Source organism: Streptomyces sp. NPDC001381 (genome assembly GCF_042895685.1).
Taxonomy (GTDB): domain Bacteria; phylum Actinomycetota; class Actinomycetes; order Streptomycetales; family Streptomycetaceae; genus Streptomyces.
Genome location: NZ_JBIAWO010000002.1, coordinates 677,019 through 698,773, shown reverse-complemented (window position 1 = coordinate 698,773; position 21,755 = coordinate 677,019). Strand labels below are relative to the sequence as shown.

The window sequence follows — 21,755 nt, the reverse complement described above, 5'->3', positions numbered from 1 at the left end:
GTTTTTCACTTAAGGAGGGTAATGACCGAGTTTGCCGAGGTTCTCAGGCAGCTGTCGGCGGCACAGAAGCCCGCGAAGGGGGTCTCGCTCTACACCCGGTTCGTCAACCGCCCGGCCGGCCGGGTCCTGGCCGCGCTGGCCTATCAGGTGGGGGCGACGCCGAACCAGCTGACCGTCCTCGGCGCCCTGTTCACCTTCCCGGCCCTTGCCGCGGTGGCCCTGCTCCCGCCCGCGCCGACCATGGCGGCCTGCGTGAGCGCGGCCCTGGCCGTGGGGTTCGTGCTGGACTCGGCGGACGGTCAGCTGGCGCGGGGGCAGCGCTCGGGGAGCCCGTCGGGCGAGTGGCTCGACCATGTCCTGGACTGCGTCAAGATCCTCGCCCTGCACCTGGTGGTGCTGGTGTCGTTCTACCGGTTCTTCAGCCTGCCCGGCCCGCTCTGGCTGCTGGCGCCGATGGTCTTCCAGCTCGCCGCCGTGGTGATCTTCTTCGCCGGGATCCTGACGGAGAAGCTCAGGCGGCGCGCGCCGGGCGAGGTTCCGCCCGGCTCGCCCCCGGCGCTGCGTGCCGTCCTGCTGCTGCCGGTCGACTACGGCCTGACCTGCCTCAGTTTCCTATTCCTGGGCAGCCAGGACGTCTTCCTTGCGGTGTACTGCGCACTGCTGCTGGCACACGTCCTGTTCATGGCCGCCTTCCTGGTCAAGTGGTTCCGCGAGCTGCGCTGACGGGATCGCCGGCGGCTCGTGCGCGGACAGCATCCGCAGGGCACTGCGCAACAGGGTGCTGGAGGTGTGCATGGTGTACGGGAAGTAGACGACCTCGACGCCGACCTCCCCGAACCGCCGCTCGTACTCCTCCCACTTGGGCGTACCCCGCCAGTCGTCGCCCTTGAAGATGACGTGGAAGCCGACGCGCTTCCACGTCTTCAGCTTGTCGGTCTCCGTCTCCACGATGGCGTCGTCGACGAACCGTACGCTGCGGACGATGTCGAGCCGCTCGGCGAGCGGGACGACCGGCACCTTGCCCTTCAGCCGCGCCGTCAGGTCGTCGGAGGAGACCCCCGCGACGAGCCGGTCGCAGTGCCGGCGGGCCTCACGCAGGATGTTGAGGTGGCCGATGTGGAACAGGTCGTAGACGCCGGGCGCGAATCCGATGCGGGTCACCTCGCCTCACCCGCCCCTCGCTGCGCCGTCTCCGCCGGTGCGGCCGCGGTCTGCGCCGCGGGCTTCTTCGGCACGCTCACCGCCAGGGAACGCGACTTGGCCGAGGTGTTCGAGCCGTCCGTGACCTCGATGGCGTAGCGGTGGCGCGAACCGGCCGGCACGGAGTCGGTCCAGGTCATCTTCGGACGGTCCCAGAAGGTGGACGACTTGGCCCGCCGCGCCACCAGCTTCCCGTCGCGGTAGATCCGGTACGTCAGTGAGGCGTCGTCGCGGTCCCAGGCGGCGCGCCAGGCGAGGGTGACCTTGCCGGGCTCGGTGGAGGCCAGGGACAGGGCGGGCACCTCCGGGGCTCCGGTGTCCTTGTCCCCGAAGCGCGTGAGGCCCTGCTGGGTCCGCCCGTTGACCTCGGTGAACTCACCGCCCGCCCACAGGAAGCCCCGCGACACCACCAGGGTGCGGGGACCGACCTGCTCCCCCAGCCCGCCGTTGGTGTCGGGGAACCAGTGCAGGATCCTGCGGTCCTCGACCCGCTGGGCCAGGAAGTGCTGGCGGTCGCCGCGGTCGGGGAAGCCGCCGGGCGTCTCGTTGCAGTCGTGCGCGTGGGAGGCGCTGTAGAGGACGCCCCTGAAGGGCACCACGGACTGGGTGGCGCCGCGGCAGGTGTCGTTCCACATCATCGTCCCGTTGGCGAGCCGGCCCGCGATCCGGCCGTCGTAGATGCCCGGCCCATGCCCCTCGGCGCCCACGAAGAAGCGGGTGTTGTCCTGGGCGATGGTCTTCACCGACGACTGGGTCGGGAACCAGCCCGGGTAGGTGAGCACCGTGCCGCCGGTGACGGGGTTCAGCGCCACCAGGGAGCGCGCGGTCTGTCCGTTGACCTGTTCGAAGTCACCTCCGACGAACAGCCGCCCGTGAGGGAGCGCGGCCGACAGGGCACGCACCGGCTGGTCGATGTCCGCATTGAAGGGCAGCACCGCGCCCTTGGGCGAGACGGCGGCGATGCGGCTCCTGGTCTGCCCGGAGACCCGGCCGAAGTCACCGCCGAGGTAGATCGCCTGGCCCGTGGTCTCGATGGCCCGGACGGTGGACGACACCGTCGGCTTGAACTCCTTGCGCACGGAGCAGTCGGCGGTGTTGATCGCGACGACGTTGGCCGCCTTGGCGGATCCGACGCTGTCGAAGGAACCGCCGACGTACAGCACGCGTCCGTCCGCCGAGGCCTTCATGGCCCGCACGGTGTGGTTGTGACCGGTGAAGGCCGGGGCGCAGGGCAGGAGTTTGCCGGTCGCGGCGTCGAACGCGGCGAAGTTGCGGCGCGTCACCAGGCGTTGGCCGGGCGCGGCACCGGGCGGCCGGACCGCGTCGAAGGATCCTCCGACGTAGACGACGCCGTTCGCGGCGGCCAGCGACCAGACGATGCCCTCGGTCTGCCAGGTGGGCAGGGCGTCGGCGGCGAGCGTCTTCGGGCCGCCGTCGGCGGCCGCGGCCAGGGAGGCGTCGAGCAGGGCGGTGGTGCACACGAGGGCGATGGCGGCGACCCTGGTGACCGGCTTCGAGCGGAGCTTTCTCAGGTGCAAGGGAACCCCGGGTGACAGTGGTTGGGAGTGGGACGGAGGGAGGGACCTCCGCCGGGTGGGTGCCGGAACGCTGCGGCCGCGGCCGGTCTCATGCGGCGCGGCGGCGCAGCACTCCGACCAGCTCGCTCACCCTCAGCGACGTCCGATATCGCCACAAACTAATAGCAAATACACACATTCCCAAGGCCATCCCCACGGCGAGTCCTGACGGGGTGTCACCTTCCCTCGTACGGGCGGCTCCCAGCACCACGGAGACGGTCAGGGCGACGGCGAGCGCGGTGGTGTAACCGCGGTCCACGGTCGTGAAGCCGAGGCGCAGCCGGATGAGCAGGGCCGCCGCGACGTTCTCCACGACGATGGCCGCGCCCCAGGACACGGCGGCGCCGAGCACGCCCCAGACGGGGACGGCGAGCACGCCGACGGACAGCTGCACCGTGAACGCGACCGCGGTGACGGCCAGATGCCAGGAACTGCGGCCGGCCATGAGCAGCACGGTCTGGGCGTTGCCGACGGCGACGTTGACCATGGCGGCGGCGCACAGCACCACGAGGGCGGGCGCGCCCTGGACGAACTCCGGTCCGAAGGCGGACAGGAAGGTCTCGGGGAAGGCCGCGACGAGGACGAACAGCGGCCAGGAGAAGAGCACGATCCAGCAGGTCGACACACGGTGCAGGGAGTGTGCCTCGGTGTCCTCGCGCAGGGCGAGCAGCCGGCTGATCTCGGGGGCGACGGCGAGCCGGACGGCGAGCTGGAGGAGGGTGCCCGCGGTGACGACCCGGCCGATCGCCGTGTAGACGCCCGCCTCGGAGGCCGTGGCCAGGGCGGACAGCAGGATGACGCCGACCCAGACCGCGCTGATGTCGAAGACGGAGGAGACCGCGCGGGGCGCGGCGAAGGCCCAGAACGTCCGCCAGGACACGGGCTCCCGTGCCGCCGGGTGGCTCGCGTCGCGGCCGGCCCGGCAGCGCCGCAGGGCGAACCAGGCCGCCACGGATCCCGCCAGCGTCGGCAGCAGCCAGGCGGAGGCCAGGGCCGTCAGGCCGGGCAGGAAACAGGCCACGGGGAAGGCGATCAGCAGGCGCAGGGCCGGCTTGCCGATCTGCTCGACGCCGACGAACGGCACCACCGTTCCGTATCCCCGGGTGGCGCCGAGCAGGACCATGCCCACGGTGGCGACGGGCAGGAAGAGTCCGAAGAGCCGGACCAGCGCGACGGCGTCCGCCGGGGGCAGTTGGGGCAGGAGCAGGGTGGCCACGGTGGACGACAGCAGCAGGGGCGCGGCGGCCGCGGCGGAGACGGCGGCCGCGGGCAGGACGGCCATGCGCAGCAGCGCGCGTACCGAGCGGCCGTCGTGGAGGGCGAGGTCCCGGGGGATGAAACGGATGAGCCCGGCGTCGGCGCCGAGCTTGCAGGTGTTGCTGAGGATGGTGAACAGGGCGACGCCGGTGAAGATCACGCCCGATCCGTCCGCTCCCACGGCGCGGGTGACCAGGCCGACCAGGAGGAAGGAGAAGACGGCGTTCGCGGCGGACCCCGCCATCCCCCACCACCCTCCCCGGGCGACCGCGGCCACCCCGCGCGGGGCCTGGGCCCCGGCGCGGGGGAGAGCGGTCGCTTCGGAAGCGGTCATCGGCGGGAGACCGTGAGGGTGCTGTCCTGCGCGGGAAGCTCCATCGGCGTGGTGGTGTGGGACGCCGGACGGTACTTCGGGCGGCGGCGCGGCAGGCTCAGGCGCCGGCGGGGCCGCGCGGCGTCGAGCACGGTGCCGAGCAGTCGTCCGCCGGAGCAGTCGATCAGCTCCTGCACCTGCCGCAGGTCGTCCTGCCGGGTGGCGCCGAGGCCGGCGACCAGCAGGACGCCGTCGACGCGCTGGGCGAGGGCGAGCGCGTCGGCGTGCGCGAGGAACGGCCCGGTGACGACGACGGTGCAGGAGTCGGTGCCCGGCAGCCCCCGGCCCACCTCGGAGACGGCCGAGCGGGAGAGCGGGCCCATGCCGCCGCCGGAGCGGAAGGCGAACCGCCCGGACACCTCGGTGTCGACGAGGACGCTCCCGCTGGGCAGGAACGCCTCCTCCAGGGTGGGCGCCTCGTACGGCATCAGCGGCAGCCGGTCCGCGAGCCCGGAGGCGTCGGGGTCGGCGTCGATCAGCAGCACCTCCGCGCCGTCCTCGGCGAGGGCCGCGGCCAGGTTGGCGGCGACCTCCTCGGCGGGCTCGGCGTCACGCGGGGCGACGACCAGGATCCGGCCGGGCCCCTCCGGGCCGACGGCCTTGCGCAGGCGGAAGGCCAGGGCCCGGAACGCCTCCGTGCGGACGCCGCCCGCGCGGCCGACCTTCAGCAGGTCCTCGCCCGCCTCGTCGTCGGGCAGGATGCCGAGCACCGGCGCGCGCAGCGCGGCCCGCAGCTCGCCGACCGAGCGGATCCGGGAGTCCAGCGCGGAGCGCAGCCAGGCCAGCACCACACCGAGCAGGAGACCGCACACCAGGCCCAGGGCGAGCAGGGTGCGCAGGCCGGGACCCACCGGCAGGCGGGGCGCGGAGGCGCGGCGCACGACGTCACCGGCGTCGGTGTCCCGGGACTTGATGTCCAGGACACGCTTCTGCAGGTTGTAGAGCTGGCTCTGCGCGGCGGTCTTGGAGTCCGGGCGCTCCAGCTGGTCCTTCGCCAGCTGCTGGTTGAGCACGCCGATCTGCTCGTCCAGGGCGCCGGTGGCGCGCCGCACGGCGGAGTCGTTGCGGGCCTTGCGGTCGGCGAGGTAGGCCTCGGCGAAGGCGTTGGCGCCGCGTGCCGCGCGCAGCGGGGTGCCGGCGGTGAACTCGAAGCGCAGCACCCGGGACTTCATCGGGTTGGAGACCCGCAGCCGGGCCGCGAGTCCGTTCGCCTGGCTCTGGGGCCGGCCCAGGGTCCGCGCCACGCGCCGGGCGACCTCCGCGCTGGTGGCGATCTGCTGCTCCGTGGTCATGCTGACCTGGTTGTCGGCGGAGACACCGACCGCGCCGAACGGGTCGGCGGTGGAGCGCACCAGGACCTCGCTGCTCGCGGAGTAGGTGTTCGCGCGGTACTGGGCCAGCGCCAGCCCGCCGAGCAGTCCCAGGAGGAGGCCCAGCGCGATCAGGGCGCGGTGGCGAAGGATGCGGCGCAGTTGGTCGCGTAGTTGGTCCGGCTCGTCGTACCGGTCGTCGAGGTGGATGGGGCCGGTCACGGGTGCCCTCCTGTTCCGGGGATCGATGCGTGACGGGGGGATGCGGTCGGCATCGCCGATGAGCGGAACCGGGATGCCCGGGCGATGGGGGAGGTGATGAGCAGCGGGACGGCCACCAGCAGGCTCAGCGGCCCCGCGATGGCGAGCAGGCTGCCGCGCAGGAAGACCATCTGGTAGAAGGCGAAGGCCGGAACGAGCAGGGCCGCGAGAGCGCCCGGACTCTCGCGCAGCCGGTGGCGGATGTCGTCCACCCGTCGGCCGAGGACGCCCAGCAGACAGAACACGAGGACCACCGCGAACGGGCCGGCCCACAGGTAACTCTCGATCCACAGCGGCGCGGAGAGGTTGTGGAAGTCGTAGCCGGCGTACTCGGCCAGCGAGATGCCGGTGTCCGAGGGTTTCCCCGGCCAGATCGAGCGCGGCACCATGAACAGCGGCGGGCCTAGCACGTTCTGCGGGGAGAAGCCGTTGTCGTGCGCGTAGTCGACGCCGGTCTGCACCTGCTGGAAGGCGTCGTAGTCGCCGTTGCCGGTGAACTGGTCGGCGAGGGAGACGACGGCGAAGTCCTCCCGGTCGCTGTAGCGGAAGTAGTCGCTGTAGGGGAAGACGAACAGCAGCGCCGCGAGGATGGCCGCCGCCGTGGCCCGGAAGGCGCGGAGCCGGCACAGCCGGGGCACCGAGAACAGCAGGGTCAGCAGGACCATGCCGGCCCAGAACCGCGGCTTGCTGATGGGGTTGTTGACGACGACGTTGAGCGCGAGCAGCACCGGCAGCAGCAGCCAGCGCACCGCGCGCAGCCAGCGGTCGCCGCCGGGCCGGCGCGGGACCCGCAGCAGGCCGAGCAGCGCCCAGAACGCGGGAACCGACAGCGACCAGCTGAGCAGGGACCGCATCGAGGCGTCCTCCCCGCCGGCCTCGGTGATGGCCTGGCGGCTGGTGAAGTACGCGCCCAGTCGGCCGGGTTGGCCGGCGATCAGCACGGCGGCGAGGCCGAGGGCGAGCCCGCACAGGGCCAGCAGGCGCCAGGGTGCGATCCGGCGGGCGAGGTAGCGCTCCAGGAACCCCGGCGGTGCGGTGTCCGCGCGGGCGCGTTCCCGGCGGGCGGCGAGCGCCGTGCCCGCGCTGTAGGCGAGGAGCCCGAGTTCGACGAGGGCCACGGCCCCGAGGGCGGTCGTCTCGCCGGTCCGGTACGACCAGGGGTACGCGTCGGCGGCGAGCATCGCGAGCGCCGCCAGACCCAGCCAGACGTAGGCGAAGATCCAGAAGCCCAGGGCGACGAACCGCACCCGGGACGCGGTGAGCACCCGGGCGAGCGCGCCGCCGGCGTGCATCACGACGACGCCCTGGAGGGCGAGCGCGGCCGACAGGTGCACACCCTGCGACTGGAGGATCAGCCCCGGCAGCAGAACCGTCAGCACCACGGCCCAGAGGGAGACCGCAGCCACACTGCGGACGCGAGCGTCCTGCATCCCGGCCTCTCCGTCGAGCGAATATTTAGGCTGAAACATCACTGAAGGATATATAGCGCTTAGATCGCGCTAATCACCCCAGGCGCGCAGAAATCGATAAATTCTCGGCGCGCCAATTACCCCAAATCATGACAAGTCTGCATAGCTTATCGGCCATCAGATCTCCCGATTCACAGAGGAGTTGTGCATGAGCCAGCAGGTAGACGTCGTCGTCGCCGGGGGCGGGGGATTCATCGGCGGTCACCTCGTGGGCGACCTTCTCGCTCAGGGACTGAGCGTCCGCTCCATCGACATCAAGCCGCGGCAGGAGTGGTACCAGGTCCACCCGGACGCCGAGAACGTGGTCGCCGACCTGTCGCTGCTGGACGCCGCCCGCGCGGGCGTGCGGGGTGCGCGGCAGGTGTACATGCTGGCCGCCGACATGGGCGGCATGGGCTTCATCGAGAACAACAAGGCCGCCTGCATGATGTCCGTGCTGACCAGCACCCACATGCTGCAGGCGGCGCACGAGGCCGGGGTCGAGCGCTACTTCTACTCCTCCTCCGCCTGCGTGTACGCCGCCGGCAAGCAGACCGACCCGGACGTGACCGCCCTCAAGGAGGAGGACGCCTACCCCGCGCAGCCGGAGGACGGCTACGGCTGGGAGAAGCTCTTCTCCGAGCGCATGTGCCGGCACTACGCCGAGGACTACGGCTTCGTCACCCGCGTCGCCCGCTATCACAACGTCTACGGCCCGCACGGCACCTGGACCGGCGGCCGGGAGAAGGCACCGGCCGCGGTGTGCCGCAAGGTCGCCGAGGCGGCCCTGACCGGCGACCACCGGATCGAGATCTGGGGCGACGGACTGCAGAGCCGCTCGTTCATGTACATCGACGACTGCCTGCACGGCAGCCAGATGATCATGAACGGGGACAGCGGGGTCCCGGTCAACCTCGGGTCCTCGGAGCTGGTCACCATCAACCAGCTGGTCGACATCGTCGAGGAGATCGCCGGTGTCCGCTGCGAGCGCGCCTACCGCCTCGACGCCCCGCAGGGCGTGCGCGGCCGCAACTCCGACAACAGCCTGATCCGGGAGATCCACGGCTGGGAGCCGTCGGTGACCCTGGCCGACGGTCTGGAGAAGACCTACGCCTGGGTCTACGACCAGGTCAAGCGCTCCCAGCAGTGACGCGCGACCGAGCACGGGGAGACGGAGAACGCATGAGGATCCTCGTCCACGACTACAGCGGCCACCCCTTCCAGGCCCAGCTGAGCCGGGAATTGGCGCGCCGCGGTCATGACGTCGTCCACTCGACCTGCACGGCCTACGTCTCCGGCAAGGGCAATCTCACCGCCGACACGCCGGGGCTGCGCTTCGTCACCATCGGGGACGGCACCGCGCTGAAGAAGGACGCCTACGTCCGCCGGCTGCGCCAGGAGACCCTGCTGGGTCTCGAACTGGCCCGGCAGGTACGGCAGGAGAGGCCCGACGTGGCCCTGCTGTCGAACCTGCCGATCCCGGTGCTGGTGGTGGCGGCGGGCGTGCTGCGGCGGATGGGCATCCCCTGGGTGCTGTGGCACCAGGACGTGACCGCCGTGGCGCTGAAGAGCTTCGCCGCCGAGGGTGTCGCGAGGTCCATGGGGATCGCCGCCAAGGTCTTCGGGGCCGGTGAGAAGTGGTCGGCGCGGCAGGCGGCGGCCGTCGTGGTGATCGCCGAGTCGTTCGTGCGCGTCCACCGCGAGTGGGGCACGGCCGGCAAGGTCACCGTCATCCCCAACTGGGCGCCGCTGGACGAGATCGTGCCGGTGGAGCGGGCCAACGCCTGGTCGGCCGAGCAGGGCCTGGACGGAGTGCGCACGGTGCTGTACTCCGGCACGCTGGGCCTCAAGCACAACCCGGCCCTGCTGGTCCGGCTCGCCGAGCGGCTGCGCGAGCGGGGCACCCCGGTTCGGCTGGTCGTCGTCAACGACGGCCCGGCCGTGCCCGTCCTCAGGAAGGAGGCGGCGGCGCGGGACGTCGACCTGACCCTGCTGCCCTTCCAGCCGTACAGGCGGCTGCCCGAGGTGCTGGGCTCGGGCGACCTCCTCGTGGTACTGCTGGGCGCGGACGCCGGCGAGTTCTCGGTGCCGTCCAAGACCCTGTCGTACCTGTGCGCCGGGCGCCCGGTGCTCGGCCTGATGCCCGCCGGGAACCTGGCCGCGCAACTGCTGCGCCGGGCGGGGTCGGCGGTGTTCCCGCCGCAGGAGTCCGCGCTCGACGAGGCGGCCGCCTGGGCGGCGGAGGTCCTGGCCGACCCGGCGCGGGCCGAGTCGCTGGGCAAGGAGAGCCGTGCGCTGGCCGAGCGGGAGTTCGCGCTGCAGGACTGTGCCTCGCGCTTCGAGGACATCCTCCGTACGGCGAGCCGCGCCCCCGCCGCGCCGCACCGGCGGCGCTGAACCGGCCGCGGAGAACCGGCGGTTCGGCCGCGCCCCGCGGCCGAACCGCTCCCGTCACCCTCGTCCCGGGCACTCCCGGTAGAGCTCCTCCAGGCGGTCCACGACCGCGCCGATGGAGAAGACCTCGTCGACGGCCCGCCGGCCCGCCTCGGCCAGCCGGCGGCGCAGCTCCGCGTCGGCGAGCAGCCGGCCCACCGCGTCGGCCAGGGCCTCCGGGCTGCCGTCGGTGACCAGCGCCGCTTCCCTGCGGGCCAGTTCGGCCGCGATGCCGCTGCTGTCCGTGCACACCACGGGAGTTCCCTCGGCCAGCGCCTCCAGGACCGTCATCGGGAACGGCTCCCGCACGCTCGGCAGGACGTACACCGCGGCTCTGCGGTAGGCCTCCAGCGCGGCACGGTGGTCCAGCGCGCCGCCGTAGGAGACCACCTCGCCGATCCCGCGGTCCCCGATGAGCCGCCGCACGCCGGCGAGCGAGCCCTCGTCGGCTCCGTAGAGCGTGAAGCGCGCCTCGGCGAACTCCTTGTGGACCAGGGCGGCCATCTCGACGAACGCCTCGGGGCGTTTGCGCGGGTGCAGCCTGGCCAGGAAGATCACCTCGTGGTCGCCGCGCGTCCCGGCGGCGTCGCCCCCGGCGGACACGCGCAGGCCGTTGGGCAGAGGGACCAGCGGGGGTCCGTCCGGGCCGAGGACGGCGGACAGGGCGCGCCGTTCCCGGTCGGTGAGCACGAGACAGGCGCGGGCACCGCGCAGCAGGGGCACGAACAGCCGGTCGAAGATCCGCGCCACGCCGGCCGTGCGGGGCTCGACCATCCCGTGGGTCTGCGTGACGAAGTCCTTGCGCCGCAGCCGGGCGACGGCGAGCGCGGCGAGGGAGACGAGGTCGCGGCCCGCGTGCAGGTGGACGGCGTCGGCGCGGCCCATGGCCCGCCACAGGTCCCGCAGCAGCAGCGGGTGCATGAGCCCGAGGCATCCCCGGCCCGGGACGAGGCGCAGGGCCGGGCGGGAGACGAAGGGGACGGCGCCCGCGGCTCCGACACGTTCCGGGGCCCGGGCCGTGCCGTCGGCGGTGCGCCACAGCGACACCAGTGTCACGTCGTGGCCGCGTGCGGCGCACTCCTCCAACTGGGCGGCCGCCACGCTGGTGGGGCCGCCGAAGGCCCCGTCGTCGCTGACGAGCGTGACCACGTGGACGACTCTCATGCCGCGCCTCCCGTGGTCAGGACCGAGTGCGCCGGAACGTCCTGATGGGCGACGGCGCCGGCGCCGACCACGGCGCACGGGCCGACGGTGACCCCGCGCAGCACGACCGCGCGGGCCGCGACCCAGCTGCCGGGCTCCAGCCGGATGGGGCCGTTGTCGAACTCGAAGGTGGCGCTGCGGCGGCGGTGGCTGCCGGTGCACAGCAGAGCGCTCTGCGAGACGCAGCAGTCGTGGCCGATGCTGACCGGTTCGAGGTTGAGGATCCAGGCGTCCTCGCCGATCCAGACGTCGTCGCCGACGTCCAGCTTCCACGGCCAGTGCACCCGCACCCCGCGCCGGATCAGCACCCGCCGTCCGACGCGGGCGCCGAAGGCGCGCAGCAGGGGTGGCCGCCAGCGGGCGGGGAACCACCACTTGACGAAGAGCAGATGAAGGGCGGCGAACCAGGCGGCCTGCGCCAGCAGGGGCCGCCCCTTGTCGTATCCCGCGCCCGTGAAACCGCGCAGGTGCCGTGCCGCGACGGGGCGTGGCGTCGCGTCCCGGACGGATGTGGTCTCTACCATGACGCGATCCTTCACGCCACCGGGGACGGACCACCGCCGGTGAACGGCGTGTTGGCGGCAGACCTGCCCGGATGGCGGACGCGGCCCCGGCGGGAGGCCGCGCCCGTCCTCAGTACGCGCCCTGGCCGTCGAGCACCGCCCGCACGGTGCGGGCCATGACGTTCACGTCCCCGGACAGCGACCAGTTGTCGACGTAGCGCAGGTCGAGCGCGACCGTCTCGCGCCAGGACAGGTCCGAGCGGCCGCTCACCTGCCACAGGCCGGTCAGGCCCGGCCGGACGTTGAGCCTGCGCATCTCGACCCCGTTGTACTTGACGACCTCCTCCGGGAGCGGGGGGCGGGGGCCGACCAGGGACATGTGGCCGAAGAGGATGTTGAACAACTGGGGCAGCTCGTCCAGCGAGTAGCGGCGCAGGACCCGCCCCACCCGGGTGACCCGGGGGTCCCGGCGCATCTTGAACATGTGCCCGTCGTTCTCGTTCTCCGCCTCCAGACCGCTCTTGAGCCGGTCCGCGTCGACCACCATCGTGCGGAACTTCCACATGGCGAACCGCATGCCGTGCCGGCCGACCCTGGTCTGGCGGTAGAGGACCGGGCCCGGTGAGCCGAGCCGGACGGCCAGCGCCAGCAGGAGCAGCAGCGGAGAGGACAGCAGGATCAGCAGCAGGGCGCCCACCCGGTCCAGCACCGTCTTCGCGGCGGTGTGCACCCCGCGCTGCGGCGGCGGGGCGATGTGCAGCAGGGTGAGGCCGGCCGCCGAGGTCAGCCGTACCCGCCGGCGCGACACGTCGGTGATGCCGGGCAGCACCATGAGCGAGCGGCCCCGGTCGTACAGCGCCCAGGACAGCCGGCGCATCCGTTCACCGGACAGGTGCGGGCCCGGCGCCACGAAGACCAGGTCGGCCCCGAGTTCGTCGGCCGCGCCGAGGACGGCGGCGGCGTCCGACTCGGGTGTCTCGGGCGTCTCGCGCGGCAGCCGGACGCACACCGGCACCCCGGAGGTCACCTCGCCCTCGCCGACCGGGCAGGCGCCGACGATGACGTACTCGTGGTCGGTGCGCTGGGCCAGCTGCTCGACCACGGCGTCGAGCGCCGAGGTCTCGCCGACGACCAGGACGTGGCGCAGGGCGCGGGCGTTGCGCCGGGCGGCGAGCAGATGACGGTGGATCACCTTCTGGCAGACGCCGGTGCACACCAGCGCGGGGATGAGCGCCGTGAACGCCTCGGCGGGCACGCTGTCCAGTCCGCAGACCACGCGCAGGGTCGCCAGGGCGCCGACCAGGACCAGCCAGTCCCGTACGACGGCCCGCAGACCGCCTCCGTCGCCCCAGGCCACGGGCGTGTAGCGCTTGCTCACCACCCCGGTCAGCGGCCACAGCAGGGCCGCGGCGGCCGCCAGGCGCAGCGGGTGGGGCTCGTGGACCTCCACGATCGTCGCCGCGACCGGCGTGGCCGCGGCGACCAGGTCCACACAGACCGAGAAGGGGCCGTACCAGCGCGCCCGTGTCTCCTCACGATGGACGGGGTGACGCACCACGGGAACCGGCGCCTGCCGGGACATCGCGATTCTGAACCGGCGCATGGTCTCCCTCAAACCCCCACTCACAGATCACAATCCTCACATGATCCTTATATCACCATGTGGGTAAGAAAATAGGCTTTTATGTCGGGGTGTGGCATGGCGGTGTGCCGCCCGCTGGGGCACGGTGGAGTGACGTGTGACAGACGTGACGCCGCCGTCACGGCCGAGAGGAGCACCTGATGTCGAACCACACCTACCGGGTCACGGAGATCGTCGGCACCTCGCCCGACGGCGTCGACCAGGCCGTCCGCAACGGCATCGAGCGCGCCTCGCAGACGCTGCGCAACCTCGACTGGTTCGAGGTGACCCAGGTGCGCGGGCAGATCGAGGACGGCCGGATCGCGCACTGGCAGGTGGGACTGAAGGTCGGCTTCCGCCTGGAGGAGTCGGACTGACCGCCGGGGTCAGGTACGGCCCTCCCGCTCCTGCGCCTCGCGCAGCTCGGACGACGGGGCCGTCCAGCGCGCCCGGACCACCGTGAAACCGGCCCGTTCGGCGTCCTCGCACACGAGCGGATCGTCGTCCACCAGAACCCGCACCTCGCGGTCCCGGGCGAGCCGGCGCAGGATCTCCAGCTTGGTGCGCCGGGCGGGCCGGCGGTCGTGGTCGCGCCGCATGTACACCCGCCCCTCGGGCAGCCCGTGCGCGGCGAGCCACTCCTCGGTGTCCCGCCGGCAGCGCTCGGGCCGGCCGGTGAGGTAGACGATCTCGCACTCCCCCGCGCTCTCCCGCACCAGCGCGACACCCCGCGGGATCGGCGGGTCCTGCGGCGCGGCCGCGAAGAACGCGTCCCAGTCGCGCGGTCTGCGCTCCAGGAACCGCTGCCGGTGGGCCGTGTCGGCGAGCGTGTTGTCCAGGTCGAACACGGCGAGCGCCGGTGTGCTGCTGTCGGTCACGCGTCCACCCTAGACAGGCCCGGCCACGCGGCACCCTCCGGTGGAGCACCCGGCCGGCCCTCCCCCGGTGCCCGCCGCCCCGCGGTCCCCGGAGAAGCCCGGGAATCCTGTGGACCGTCGCGTGTTGAACGAGGCATGAGCTCCGTGATCGCCTCGGCCCGCTTCTCCGTGCTCGACCGCTCCCGCGTCCGCGAGGGCCACACCGCCGCGGAGGCGCTGCGCGACACGGTGGCGCTGGCGCGGGAGGCCGAACGGCTCGGGTACCACCGGTTCTGGGTCTCGGAGCACCACGGTGTCCCCGGGGTCGCGGGTGCGGCGCCCACCGTCCTCGCGGCCGCCGTGGCCGGCGCGACCCGTACGATCCGGGTCGGCACCGGCGGGGTGATGCTGCCCAACCACCGGCCCCTGGTCGTGGCCGAGCAGTTCGGGGTGCTGGAGTCCCTCTTCCCGGGCCGGATCGACATGGGCCTGGGCCGCTCGGTGGGTTTCACCGACGGAGTGCGCCGGGCGCTCGGCCGCGACAAGGACGACGCCGGCGACTTCGCGGCCCAGCTGGAGGAACTGCTCGGCTGGTTCCGGGGCACCTCCCCGACGCGGGTGCACGCCTACCCGGCGGAGGGTCTGGCCGTTCCGCCGTTCGTGCTGGCCATGGGCGAGGGCGCGGCGATCGCCGCCCGGGCGGGCCTGCCGATGGTCATCGGCGACCTCCGGAACCGGGAGCGGATGCGGCGTGGGATCGACACCTATCGCGCGCTGTTCCGCGCCTCCCCCTGGGCGGAAGAGCCCTACGTCGTCGTCTCGGGCACGGTCGCCGTGGCCGCCACCCCCGAGGCGGCCCGCCGCCTGCTGCTGCCGGAGGCCTGGTCGATGGCGTACTCCCGCACCCACGGCACCTTCCCGCCGCTGCCGCCCGCCCACCGGGTCGAGGCGCGCGCGATGACCGCGAAGGAGCGCGGCCTCTACGCGTCCGGCCTGACCGGGCACGTCACGGGCACCGAGGAGCAGGTGGCCGGCGAGCTGGAAACCCTGCTGAAGGAGACCGGGGCCCAGGAGATCCTCGTCACGACCAGCACTTACGACCGTGAGGCGCTGCTGGACTCCTACCGGCGCCTGGCCGGGATCGTGAACGGGGAGAGCGCCACCGGGTGACCGCGGACCTGCGCAGGGGCGTACGCAGGCTTCGTGGAGCAGTCCCCGGGTGACGGATCACGCGCATAGAATCGCAGGGTTTGTCCACCCGGCACACATCCGCAGCCGACCCCACGAGCCGTACGGAGTCCCGCCCCATGCCGAGCGCACACGACCCCTCCGCGCAGGATCCGTACGTCCGGGTCCGCGGGGCCCGGGAGCACAATCTCCGGGGCGTGGACGTCGACGTCCCCCGGGACGTGGTGGCCGTGTTCACGGGTGTGTCCGGCTCCGGCAAGTCGTCGCTGGCGTTCGGGACGATCTACGCGGAGGCCCAGCGGCGCTACTTCGAGTCGGTCGCGCCGTACGCGCGCCGGCTGATCCACCAGGTGGGCGCGCCGAAGGTGGGCGAGATCACCGGGCTGCCCCCGGCGATCTCGCTCGAGCAGCGCCGCTCGGCGCCCTCGGCGCGCTCCTCGGTCGGCACGGTCACGAACCTGTCGAACTCGCTGCGGATGCTGTTCTCCCGCGCCGGCCACTACCCGACGGGCGCCGGACGCCTCGACTCGGACGCCTTCTCCCCGAACACCGCGGCCGGGGCCTGCCCCGCGTGCCACGGGCTGGGCGAGGTGCACGGGACGACGGAGGAGTCCCTGGTCCCGGACCCGTCGCTGTCGATCCGGGAGGGCGCGATCGCCGCCTGGCCGGGCGCCTGGCAGGGCAAGAACCTGCGGGACGTCCTGGACGCGCTCGGCCACGACGTCGACGTCCCGTGGCGCGAACTGCCCGCCGAGCAGCGGGAGTGGATCCTGTTCACGGACGAGCAGCCGGTGGTCACGGTCCATCCGGTGCGGGACGCCGACCGCATCCAGCGGCCCTACCAGGGCACCTACATGAGCGCCCGCCGCTATGTGCTGAAGACGTTCTCGGACTCCAGGAGTCCCGCCCTGCGGGCCCGGGCCGAGCGCTTCCTGACGTCCGCCCCCTGTCCGGGGTGCGGCGGCCGCAGGCTGCGCCCGGAGTCCCTCGCCGTGACCTTCGCGGGCCGTACGATCGCGGACCTGGCCGCGCTGCCGCTCACGGAGCTGACGGGCCTGTTGCGGGAGGGGGCCGGTTCCGAGACCGCCCGGGTGCTCACCGGGGACCTCGCCGCCCGGATCGCCCCGGTCGTCGAACTCGGCCTCGGCTATCTGAGCCTGGACCGCGCCACCCCGACCCTCTCGGCGGGTGAGCTGCAGCGGCTGCGCCTGGCCACCCAGCTGCGGTCCGGGCTGTTCGGGGTGGTGTACGTCCTCGACGAGCCGTCGGCGGGGCTGCACCCGGCGGACACGGAGGCCCTTCTCACGGTGCTGGCGCGGCTGAAGGCGGCGGGCAACTCGGTGTTCGTGGTGGAGCACCACCTGGACGTGGTGCGCGCCGCCGACTGGCTGGTCGACGTGGGCCCACGGGCCGGTGAGCACGGCGGCCGGGTGCTGCACAGCGGGCCGGTGCCGGAGCTGGAGCACGTCCGGGAGTCGGCGACGGCCCGGTTCCTCTTCGACCGCTCCCCCGCCCCCGCACGGGCCGTCCGCACCGCTCGAGCCTGGTTGACGGTCGGTCCGGTGACCCGGCACAACCTGCGCGGGGTGACGGCGGAGTTCCCGCTGGGGGCGCTCACGGCGGTGACCGGTGTCTCCGGGTCCGGGAAGTCGACGCTCGTCGGGGAGATCACCCAGGACCTGGCGGGTGTGGACCGGCTCGTCGCGGTCGACCAGAGGCCCATCGGCCGGACCCCGCGGTCCAATCTGGCCACCTACACGGGTCTGTTCGACGTCGTCCGCAAGGTCTTCGCGGCCACCGGGGAGGCGCGGTCGCGGGGTTACGGGGCTGGCCGTTTCTCCTTCAACGTGGCCGGCGGGCGCTGCGAGACCTGCCAGGGCGAGGGCTTCGTGAGCGTGGAGCTGCTGTTCCTGCCGAGCACGTACGCGCCGTGCCCGGACTGCGGCGGGGCGCGCTACCGCCCCGAGACGCTCGAGGTGACGTACCGGGGACGGAACATCGCGCAGGTGCTGGATCTGACGGTCGAGTCGGCGGCGGACTTCTTCGCCGACACCCCGGCCGTGACCCGCAGCCTCACCACGCTCCTGGACGTGGGCCTGGGCTATCTGCGGCTCGGTCAGCCCGCGACCGAGCTGTCCGGCGGGGAGGCCCAGCGCATCAAGCTGGCCGGGGAGCTGCAGCGCGGCCGGCGCGGCCACACGCTCCATCTCCTGGACGAACCCACCACCGGTCTCCACCCGGCGGACGTCGAGGTCCTCATGCGGCAGCTGCACGGCCTGGTCGACGCGGGGCACACGGTGGTCGTCGTCGAGCACGACATGTCGGTGGTGGCGGGCGCGGACTGGGTGGTCGACCTGGGCCCGGGCGGCGGGGACGCGGGCGGCAGGATCGTGGCGACGGGGACACCGGCGGAGGTGGCCGGGGTGGAGGGGAGCAGGACGGCGCCCTGTCTGAGGCGGGCGCTGCGGGGTTCCGACGCGGGACGGGCTGCCGGCCCGGGGGCGTCGTGACCGAGCGGGACCAGGACCTCTACGTGATGCGGGTCTGGATCAACGCGTACGCGTGGTGCGCTGCTCCCGCCAGGACCGGTAGTGGTCCACCAGGGTCTCCTCGATCGGGCGGTAGGTGAGGCCCAGTTCCTCGGTGCTGCGCCGGTTGTCGACGCGGAAGCGGATGCCGAGGTGGTTGCGGATGTAGTCCTGGGAGAGGCCGAAGGCGGGGCCCAGGACGCGGACGGGCCAGTGCGGGAGGGCCGTTCGGGGCAGGCGCGGGTTTCTCGGATGGTGCTCCAGCAGGATCCGCGCCATCCGGTGGAAGGAGGTCATCTCCTCGGCCGCGAGGATGTACCGGCCGTGCGCCTCGGGGTGCTCCGCCGCGGCGATGTGGGCCGCGGCCACGTCCCGCACGTCGACCGTGGTGAAGCTGAAGTCCGGGGCGCCGTAGAAGAAGTAGCCCTTGAACAGCTCGTCCAGGAGGAAGAGGCTGCCGGAGTCCGAGGCGGGGGTGAGCGAGGGACCCAGGATCAGACCGGGGTTGAGGGAGACCATGCGCCAGCGGCTCTGGGCCGCTTCGGCCTCCCAGGCCGCCTTCTCCGCGACCGTCTTGGCGTAGTGGTACGGGTTGTTCGCCACCGTGCTGGTGGTGTTGAAGTACTTCTCCGAGAGGGTGCGGCCCTCCATCGCGTCGACGTCCGAGTAGTCCCCGAAGATCGCGCCCACCGTGGAGGTGAAGACGAGCCGCCGCACGGACTCCGTGCGGTCGATGCCGGCGACGACGTTGCGCGTGCCCTGGAGGGCGGGTCCGACGACGTCCCGCACACCGTCCTTGATCTTCTCCGGCATCAGGAAGGGCGAGGCCACGTGGAAGACCACCGAGCAGCCCTTCATCGCCTCGTCGAAGGAGCCGTCCGCCAGCAGGTCCGCCTCGAAGAGGTCGAGGCGCCCGGGGTGGGCGTCCTGGAGGGCGCGCAGGGGGGCGAGCTTCGCCGTGTTCGCCGTGCTGCGCACGGTGGTGTGCACCCGGTGACCGCGCTCCAGGAGCTGCCGCACCAGATGGGCGGCGACGAAGCCGCTGCCCCCTGTCACCAGGACCGTCTCGTCGGCCGGGTTCCCTCCCACAGGTGCTCCCCTCGGATCGTCGGCCCTGTCATGATCCCACCACAACCGCTCGACGGACCCTCACGGTTCGCGGGTCGACGGCTGAGGAGGCAGCACCACGTCTCCGCTGCGCTTGAGCCGCTGCCAGGGCAGTCGGTATCCGTTGATCGCGGTCAGACACGCCTGGACGAGAACCAGGTACATCAGCTGACGGTAGACCACCTGCTGCAGGGGCAGCGCCCAGAGCGGGCGGAGCCTCTCGCCGTCGAGGTGGAACGCGTAGACGGCGCAGACGGCCTGCACCGCGAGCACACCGGTCCAGGCCAGCATCGTGCCGAGCCGGTTGCCGAACACCAGGCCGTAGACGGTCAGGATGTCGATCAGCGGGGCGAGGAGCGGGGTGAAGATCTGGAAGACGGCCAGCAGCGGGAGACCGATGCGGCCGAAGTGGCCCGCATGGCCGCGCTCGAACAGCGCGTGACGGTGCTTCCACGCGGCCTGCATGGTGCCGTAGCTCCATCGGTAGCGCTGGCGCCACAGTTCCCGCAGCGAGGCCGGTGCCTCGGTCCAGGCGAGGGCGTCCTCCGCGTAGCGGACCTCCCACCCGGCCCGGTGGAGGGCCATGGTGATGTCGGTGTCCTCGGCGAGGGTGTCCCCGCTCATCATTCCGGCGTCCCGCAGCGCCGCGGCGCGGAACGCCCCGACGGCACCGGGGATGGTGGGCAGGCAGCGCAGCAGGTCGTACGCGCGGCGGTCGAGGTTGAAGCCCATGACGTACTCGATGTGCTGCCACCGGCCGAGCAGCCGCCGGCGGTTGCCGACCTTGGCGTTCCCGGCGACGGCGCCGACGCGGGGGTCGGCGAACGGCTGTACCAGGCGGTGGACGGTCGAGGGGGCGAAGACCGTGTCGGCGTCCAGCATGACGACGAGGTCGTTCGAGGCCCGCAGGATGCCGGTGTCGAGGGCGGCCGACTTGCCGCCGTTCGGCCTTCGGACGACGGTGACACCCTCGATGGCGAGGGACTCCGCCACGTCCGCGGTGCCGTCGTCGGAGCCGTCGTCCACGACGATGATCTCGACGGGGTGGTCGCCGGCCGCGAGGGAGCGGAGCGTCTTGGCGATGCACACCCGCTCGTTGTAGGCGGGGACGACGACGCTGACCGGCCGGGTGACGGGCCGGCCGCGGCCGGTACGGGATCGCCGGGCCCGACGGGCGTGGTGCCGGGCCAGTACGAGGAGCAGCACGCACCGGGCGAGGACGAGGGATCCGACCACCAGCAGCAGCACGCCGGCGACCGACACCGCTGTCCTGGACACGGTCACGGCGGTCACGAAGATCCGGCCCCGCCACAGCTGCGCCGTGTCGACGGGGCCGGTGAGACGGTCGGTGCCGAGGACGTCCGCGAAGGTGGTGAAACGGTAGCCCTGCGCCTGGAGCCGGGGGATCAGGGTCTTGAGGGCCTCGACGGTCTGTGATCGGTCCCCTCCCGCGTCGTGGAGGAGGACGACCGCGCCCCGGCCCGGCGTGCGCGGGGTGGCCGCCTCGACGATCGCCCTGGCGCCCGGCCGCCGCCAGTCGTTGGTGTCCTGGTCGATGAACGCCAGGAGGTATCCCTGGTCACCGAGGTGCCGGGCCACGGACCATGCCGGGCCGTCCACGGCCGCGGGGGTCGCCGAGTAGGGCATCCGCATGAGCGAGCTGTTGATGCCTGCGGCCCCCGCGAGGGCGAGTTGCGTCAGGGCCAGCTCACGGTCGACCTGGCTCGCGGACTGGGTGGTCAGGTCCCGGTGCGAGAAGGTGTGCACGCCGATCTCGTGGCCGGAGCGGATGAGCTCGCGCAGCACTCCGGGGTGGCGGGCGACCTGCTGCCCGGTGACGAAGAAGGTGCCGGGGGTGCCGTAGTGGTCGAGAACGGCCCGTACGCGGGGCGTCCAGGTGGGGTCGGGGCCGTCGTCGAAGGTCAGCACCACGGTCTTGTCCGGGGTGCGGTGGGTGCGCAGGTGATCACGAGTGGTGTCGACGACCGGGCCGCCCTCGGCGACCTCCCGGGGGACACCGGCGGCCGGTCCCCCGCCGCGCCCCGCCTGGTCGCCGGCGAAGCCCCGGGTGGTGTAGGCCTCGACCAGGAGGACCGAGACGAGGAAGGCCAGCAGGACGAGCGGTACGACGATACGGAAGCGGTGCCGGGAGGGCAGCGGCGCCCGGCTCCGCCGGCGACCGGGTCGCGCCGGTGAGCGGCGGACCGGCCGGTGGGGGCGCCGGCGCATCAGGGAACCTCGGCGACCGGTGTGGCGGAGGGCGCGGTCGTGCCCGGGTCCGCGGACGGTACGGAGGGGGTGACCGGCGGCGGGGACGCGGGTGGCGGTGGGGCGGGCGGCTCACTGGTTCCCGGAGCGGGCTCGGGCGACGGCGGGGGTGGTGCGGGCGTGCCGCCGGTGCCTGGTTCCGGTGCGGACGCGGACGGCTCGCCGGCCGGGGTCGTGGGTGCGTCCGGCGAGGAGGGCACCGGTGTCGTCGGCGCCGTCGGTGCGGCGGTGGCCGGGGGTGCCGGCGTGATGGTGATCGAGGGGATTCCGGGCGCGAGAGGCGAAACACCGGGCGGGGCGGGCGGAGCGAGCTGTGGAAGGAGGAGGGCGCCCGGACCGTACGGCCCCGGGCGGTCCGGCTCGGGTGGATCGCCGGGCGCGTCGGGCGTCCGGCCCGGCGGGTCCCGTTCCGGTGCGGCGGGCGCCGTCCCGTCGCCGGGGGCGGGGACGGGGAGGATCGTCTGCGGCGCGAAGGGCGTCGCTCCCATCAGGCTCAGCCCCAGCACCGCCATGTACGAGGCAGCCAGCCCGGCGAGCCCGTATCCGGCGCGCCGGAGTATCAGGGCGCGTCGGCCCGAGGCGTCGACGAACACGGGGGTACGCGTACCGGTCGGCACCCCT

General features: G+C 73.0%; 16 protein-coding genes and 1 pseudogene. 6 read left to right on the top strand and 11 right to left on the bottom strand.

The window, feature by feature from the left end; all coding sequences use genetic code 11:
* Positions 1–21: 21 nt before the first annotated feature.
* A complete protein-coding gene (locus ACFY2L_RS10160) occupies positions 22–723 on the top strand; it encodes a CDP-alcohol phosphatidyltransferase family protein (protein ID WP_390656451.1) in 702 nt (233 codons plus the stop codon).
* Between the two features lie 27 nt (positions 724–750).
* On the opposite strand, the pseudogene ACFY2L_RS10155 reads toward ACFY2L_RS10160, so the two are convergent.
* The 5 genes and pseudogenes from ACFY2L_RS10155 to ACFY2L_RS10135 form a co-directional block, all read right to left on the bottom strand.
* A pseudogene (locus ACFY2L_RS10155) lies at positions 751–1,161 on the bottom strand (adenylyltransferase/cytidyltransferase family protein); the annotation flags it as partial.
* Positions 1,158–2,738, bottom strand: coding sequence for a fibronectin type III domain-containing protein (locus tag ACFY2L_RS10150; RefSeq protein WP_390656450.1), 1,581 nt, complete (start codon positions 2,736–2,738; stop codon positions 1,158–1,160). The gene ACFY2L_RS10150 and the pseudogene ACFY2L_RS10155, both read right to left, overlap by 4 nt.
* Before the next feature lie 88 nt (positions 2,739–2,826).
* On the bottom strand, positions 2,827–4,368 hold the full coding sequence (locus ACFY2L_RS10145) for an oligosaccharide flippase family protein (RefSeq protein WP_390822013.1): 1,542 nt from the start codon (positions 4,366–4,368) through the stop codon (positions 2,827–2,829).
* On the bottom strand, positions 4,365–5,939 hold the full coding sequence (locus ACFY2L_RS10140) for a hypothetical protein (RefSeq protein ID WP_390822012.1): 1,575 nt from the start codon (positions 5,937–5,939) through the stop codon (positions 4,365–4,367). The genes ACFY2L_RS10145 and ACFY2L_RS10140 overlap by 4 nt, the downstream gene beginning before the upstream one ends.
* Positions 5,936–7,408: a hypothetical protein gene (locus ACFY2L_RS10135; protein ID WP_390656447.1), complete on the bottom strand. Its 1,473-nt coding sequence runs from the start codon at positions 7,406–7,408 to the stop codon at positions 5,936–5,938. The genes ACFY2L_RS10140 and ACFY2L_RS10135 overlap by 4 nt, the downstream gene beginning before the upstream one ends.
* 187 nt (positions 7,409–7,595) lie before the next feature.
* Here ACFY2L_RS10135 and ACFY2L_RS10130 point away from each other — a divergent pair, with 187 nt between their 5' ends.
* A complete protein-coding gene (locus ACFY2L_RS10130) occupies positions 7,596–8,576 on the top strand; it encodes an NAD-dependent epimerase/dehydratase family protein (RefSeq protein WP_390656446.1) in 981 nt (326 codons plus the stop codon).
* 32 nt (positions 8,577–8,608) lie between these two features.
* Positions 8,609–9,823: a glycosyltransferase family 4 protein gene (locus ACFY2L_RS10125; protein ID WP_390822011.1), complete on the top strand. Its 1,215-nt coding sequence runs from the start codon at positions 8,609–8,611 to the stop codon at positions 9,821–9,823.
* 54 nt (positions 9,824–9,877) lie between these two features.
* Here the strand turns inward: ACFY2L_RS10125 and ACFY2L_RS10120 are convergent, their stop codons facing one another.
* The 3 genes from ACFY2L_RS10120 to ACFY2L_RS10110 form a co-directional block, all read right to left on the bottom strand.
* Positions 9,878–11,023, bottom strand: coding sequence for a glycosyltransferase (locus tag ACFY2L_RS10120; protein ID WP_390822010.1), 1,146 nt, complete (start codon positions 11,021–11,023; stop codon positions 9,878–9,880).
* Positions 11,020–11,586 carry a putative colanic acid biosynthesis acetyltransferase gene (locus ACFY2L_RS10115; RefSeq protein ID WP_390822008.1) on the bottom strand — a complete coding sequence of 189 codons (567 nt, stop codon included), beginning with the start codon at positions 11,584–11,586 and terminating at the stop codon, positions 11,020–11,022. Before ACFY2L_RS10115 ends, ACFY2L_RS10120 begins: the two co-directional genes overlap by 4 nt.
* 109 nt (positions 11,587–11,695) lie before the next feature.
* A complete protein-coding gene (locus ACFY2L_RS10110; protein WP_390657111.1) occupies positions 11,696–13,057 on the bottom strand; it encodes a sugar transferase in 1,362 nt (453 codons plus the stop codon).
* Between the two features lie 290 nt (positions 13,058–13,347).
* Here ACFY2L_RS10110 and ACFY2L_RS10105 point away from each other — a divergent pair, with 290 nt between their 5' ends.
* Positions 13,348–13,563 carry a dodecin gene (locus ACFY2L_RS10105; RefSeq protein WP_390656442.1) on the top strand — a complete coding sequence of 72 codons (216 nt, stop codon included), beginning with the start codon at positions 13,348–13,350 and terminating at the stop codon, positions 13,561–13,563.
* A 9-nt stretch (positions 13,564–13,572) separates the two neighbouring features.
* On the opposite strand, the gene ACFY2L_RS10100 is transcribed toward ACFY2L_RS10105, so the two are convergent.
* Positions 13,573–14,064 (bottom strand): hypothetical protein, encoded by a 492-nt coding sequence (locus ACFY2L_RS10100; protein WP_390656441.1) that lies wholly within the window; start codon positions 14,062–14,064, stop codon positions 13,573–13,575.
* A gap of 135 nt (positions 14,065–14,199) precedes the next feature.
* On the opposite strand from ACFY2L_RS10100, the gene ACFY2L_RS10095 reads away from it, so the two are divergent.
* On the top strand, positions 14,200–15,213 hold the full coding sequence (locus tag ACFY2L_RS10095) for an LLM class flavin-dependent oxidoreductase (RefSeq protein ID WP_390822007.1): 1,014 nt from the start codon (positions 14,200–14,202) through the stop codon (positions 15,211–15,213).
* A gap of 137 nt (positions 15,214–15,350) precedes the next feature.
* Positions 15,351–17,741 carry an ATP-binding cassette domain-containing protein gene (locus ACFY2L_RS10090; RefSeq protein WP_390822006.1) on the top strand — a complete coding sequence of 797 codons (2,391 nt, stop codon included), beginning with the start codon at positions 15,351–15,353 and terminating at the stop codon, positions 17,739–17,741.
* A 39-nt stretch (positions 17,742–17,780) separates the two neighbouring features.
* Here ACFY2L_RS10090 and ACFY2L_RS10085 read toward each other — a convergent pair whose 3' ends face one another.
* Together ACFY2L_RS10085 and ACFY2L_RS10080 are read right to left on the bottom strand one after the other, a co-directional pair.
* Positions 17,781–18,848, bottom strand: a complete 1,068-nt coding sequence (locus ACFY2L_RS10085) for an NAD-dependent epimerase/dehydratase family protein (protein WP_390822005.1) — start codon at positions 18,846–18,848, stop codon at positions 17,781–17,783.
* A gap of 60 nt (positions 18,849–18,908) precedes the next feature.
* Entirely contained in the window at positions 18,909–21,095 is a 2,187-nt protein-coding gene (locus tag ACFY2L_RS10080; protein ID WP_390822004.1) for a bifunctional polysaccharide deacetylase/glycosyltransferase family 2 protein, read from the bottom strand.
* Between the last annotated feature and the right edge of the window lie 660 nt (positions 21,096–21,755).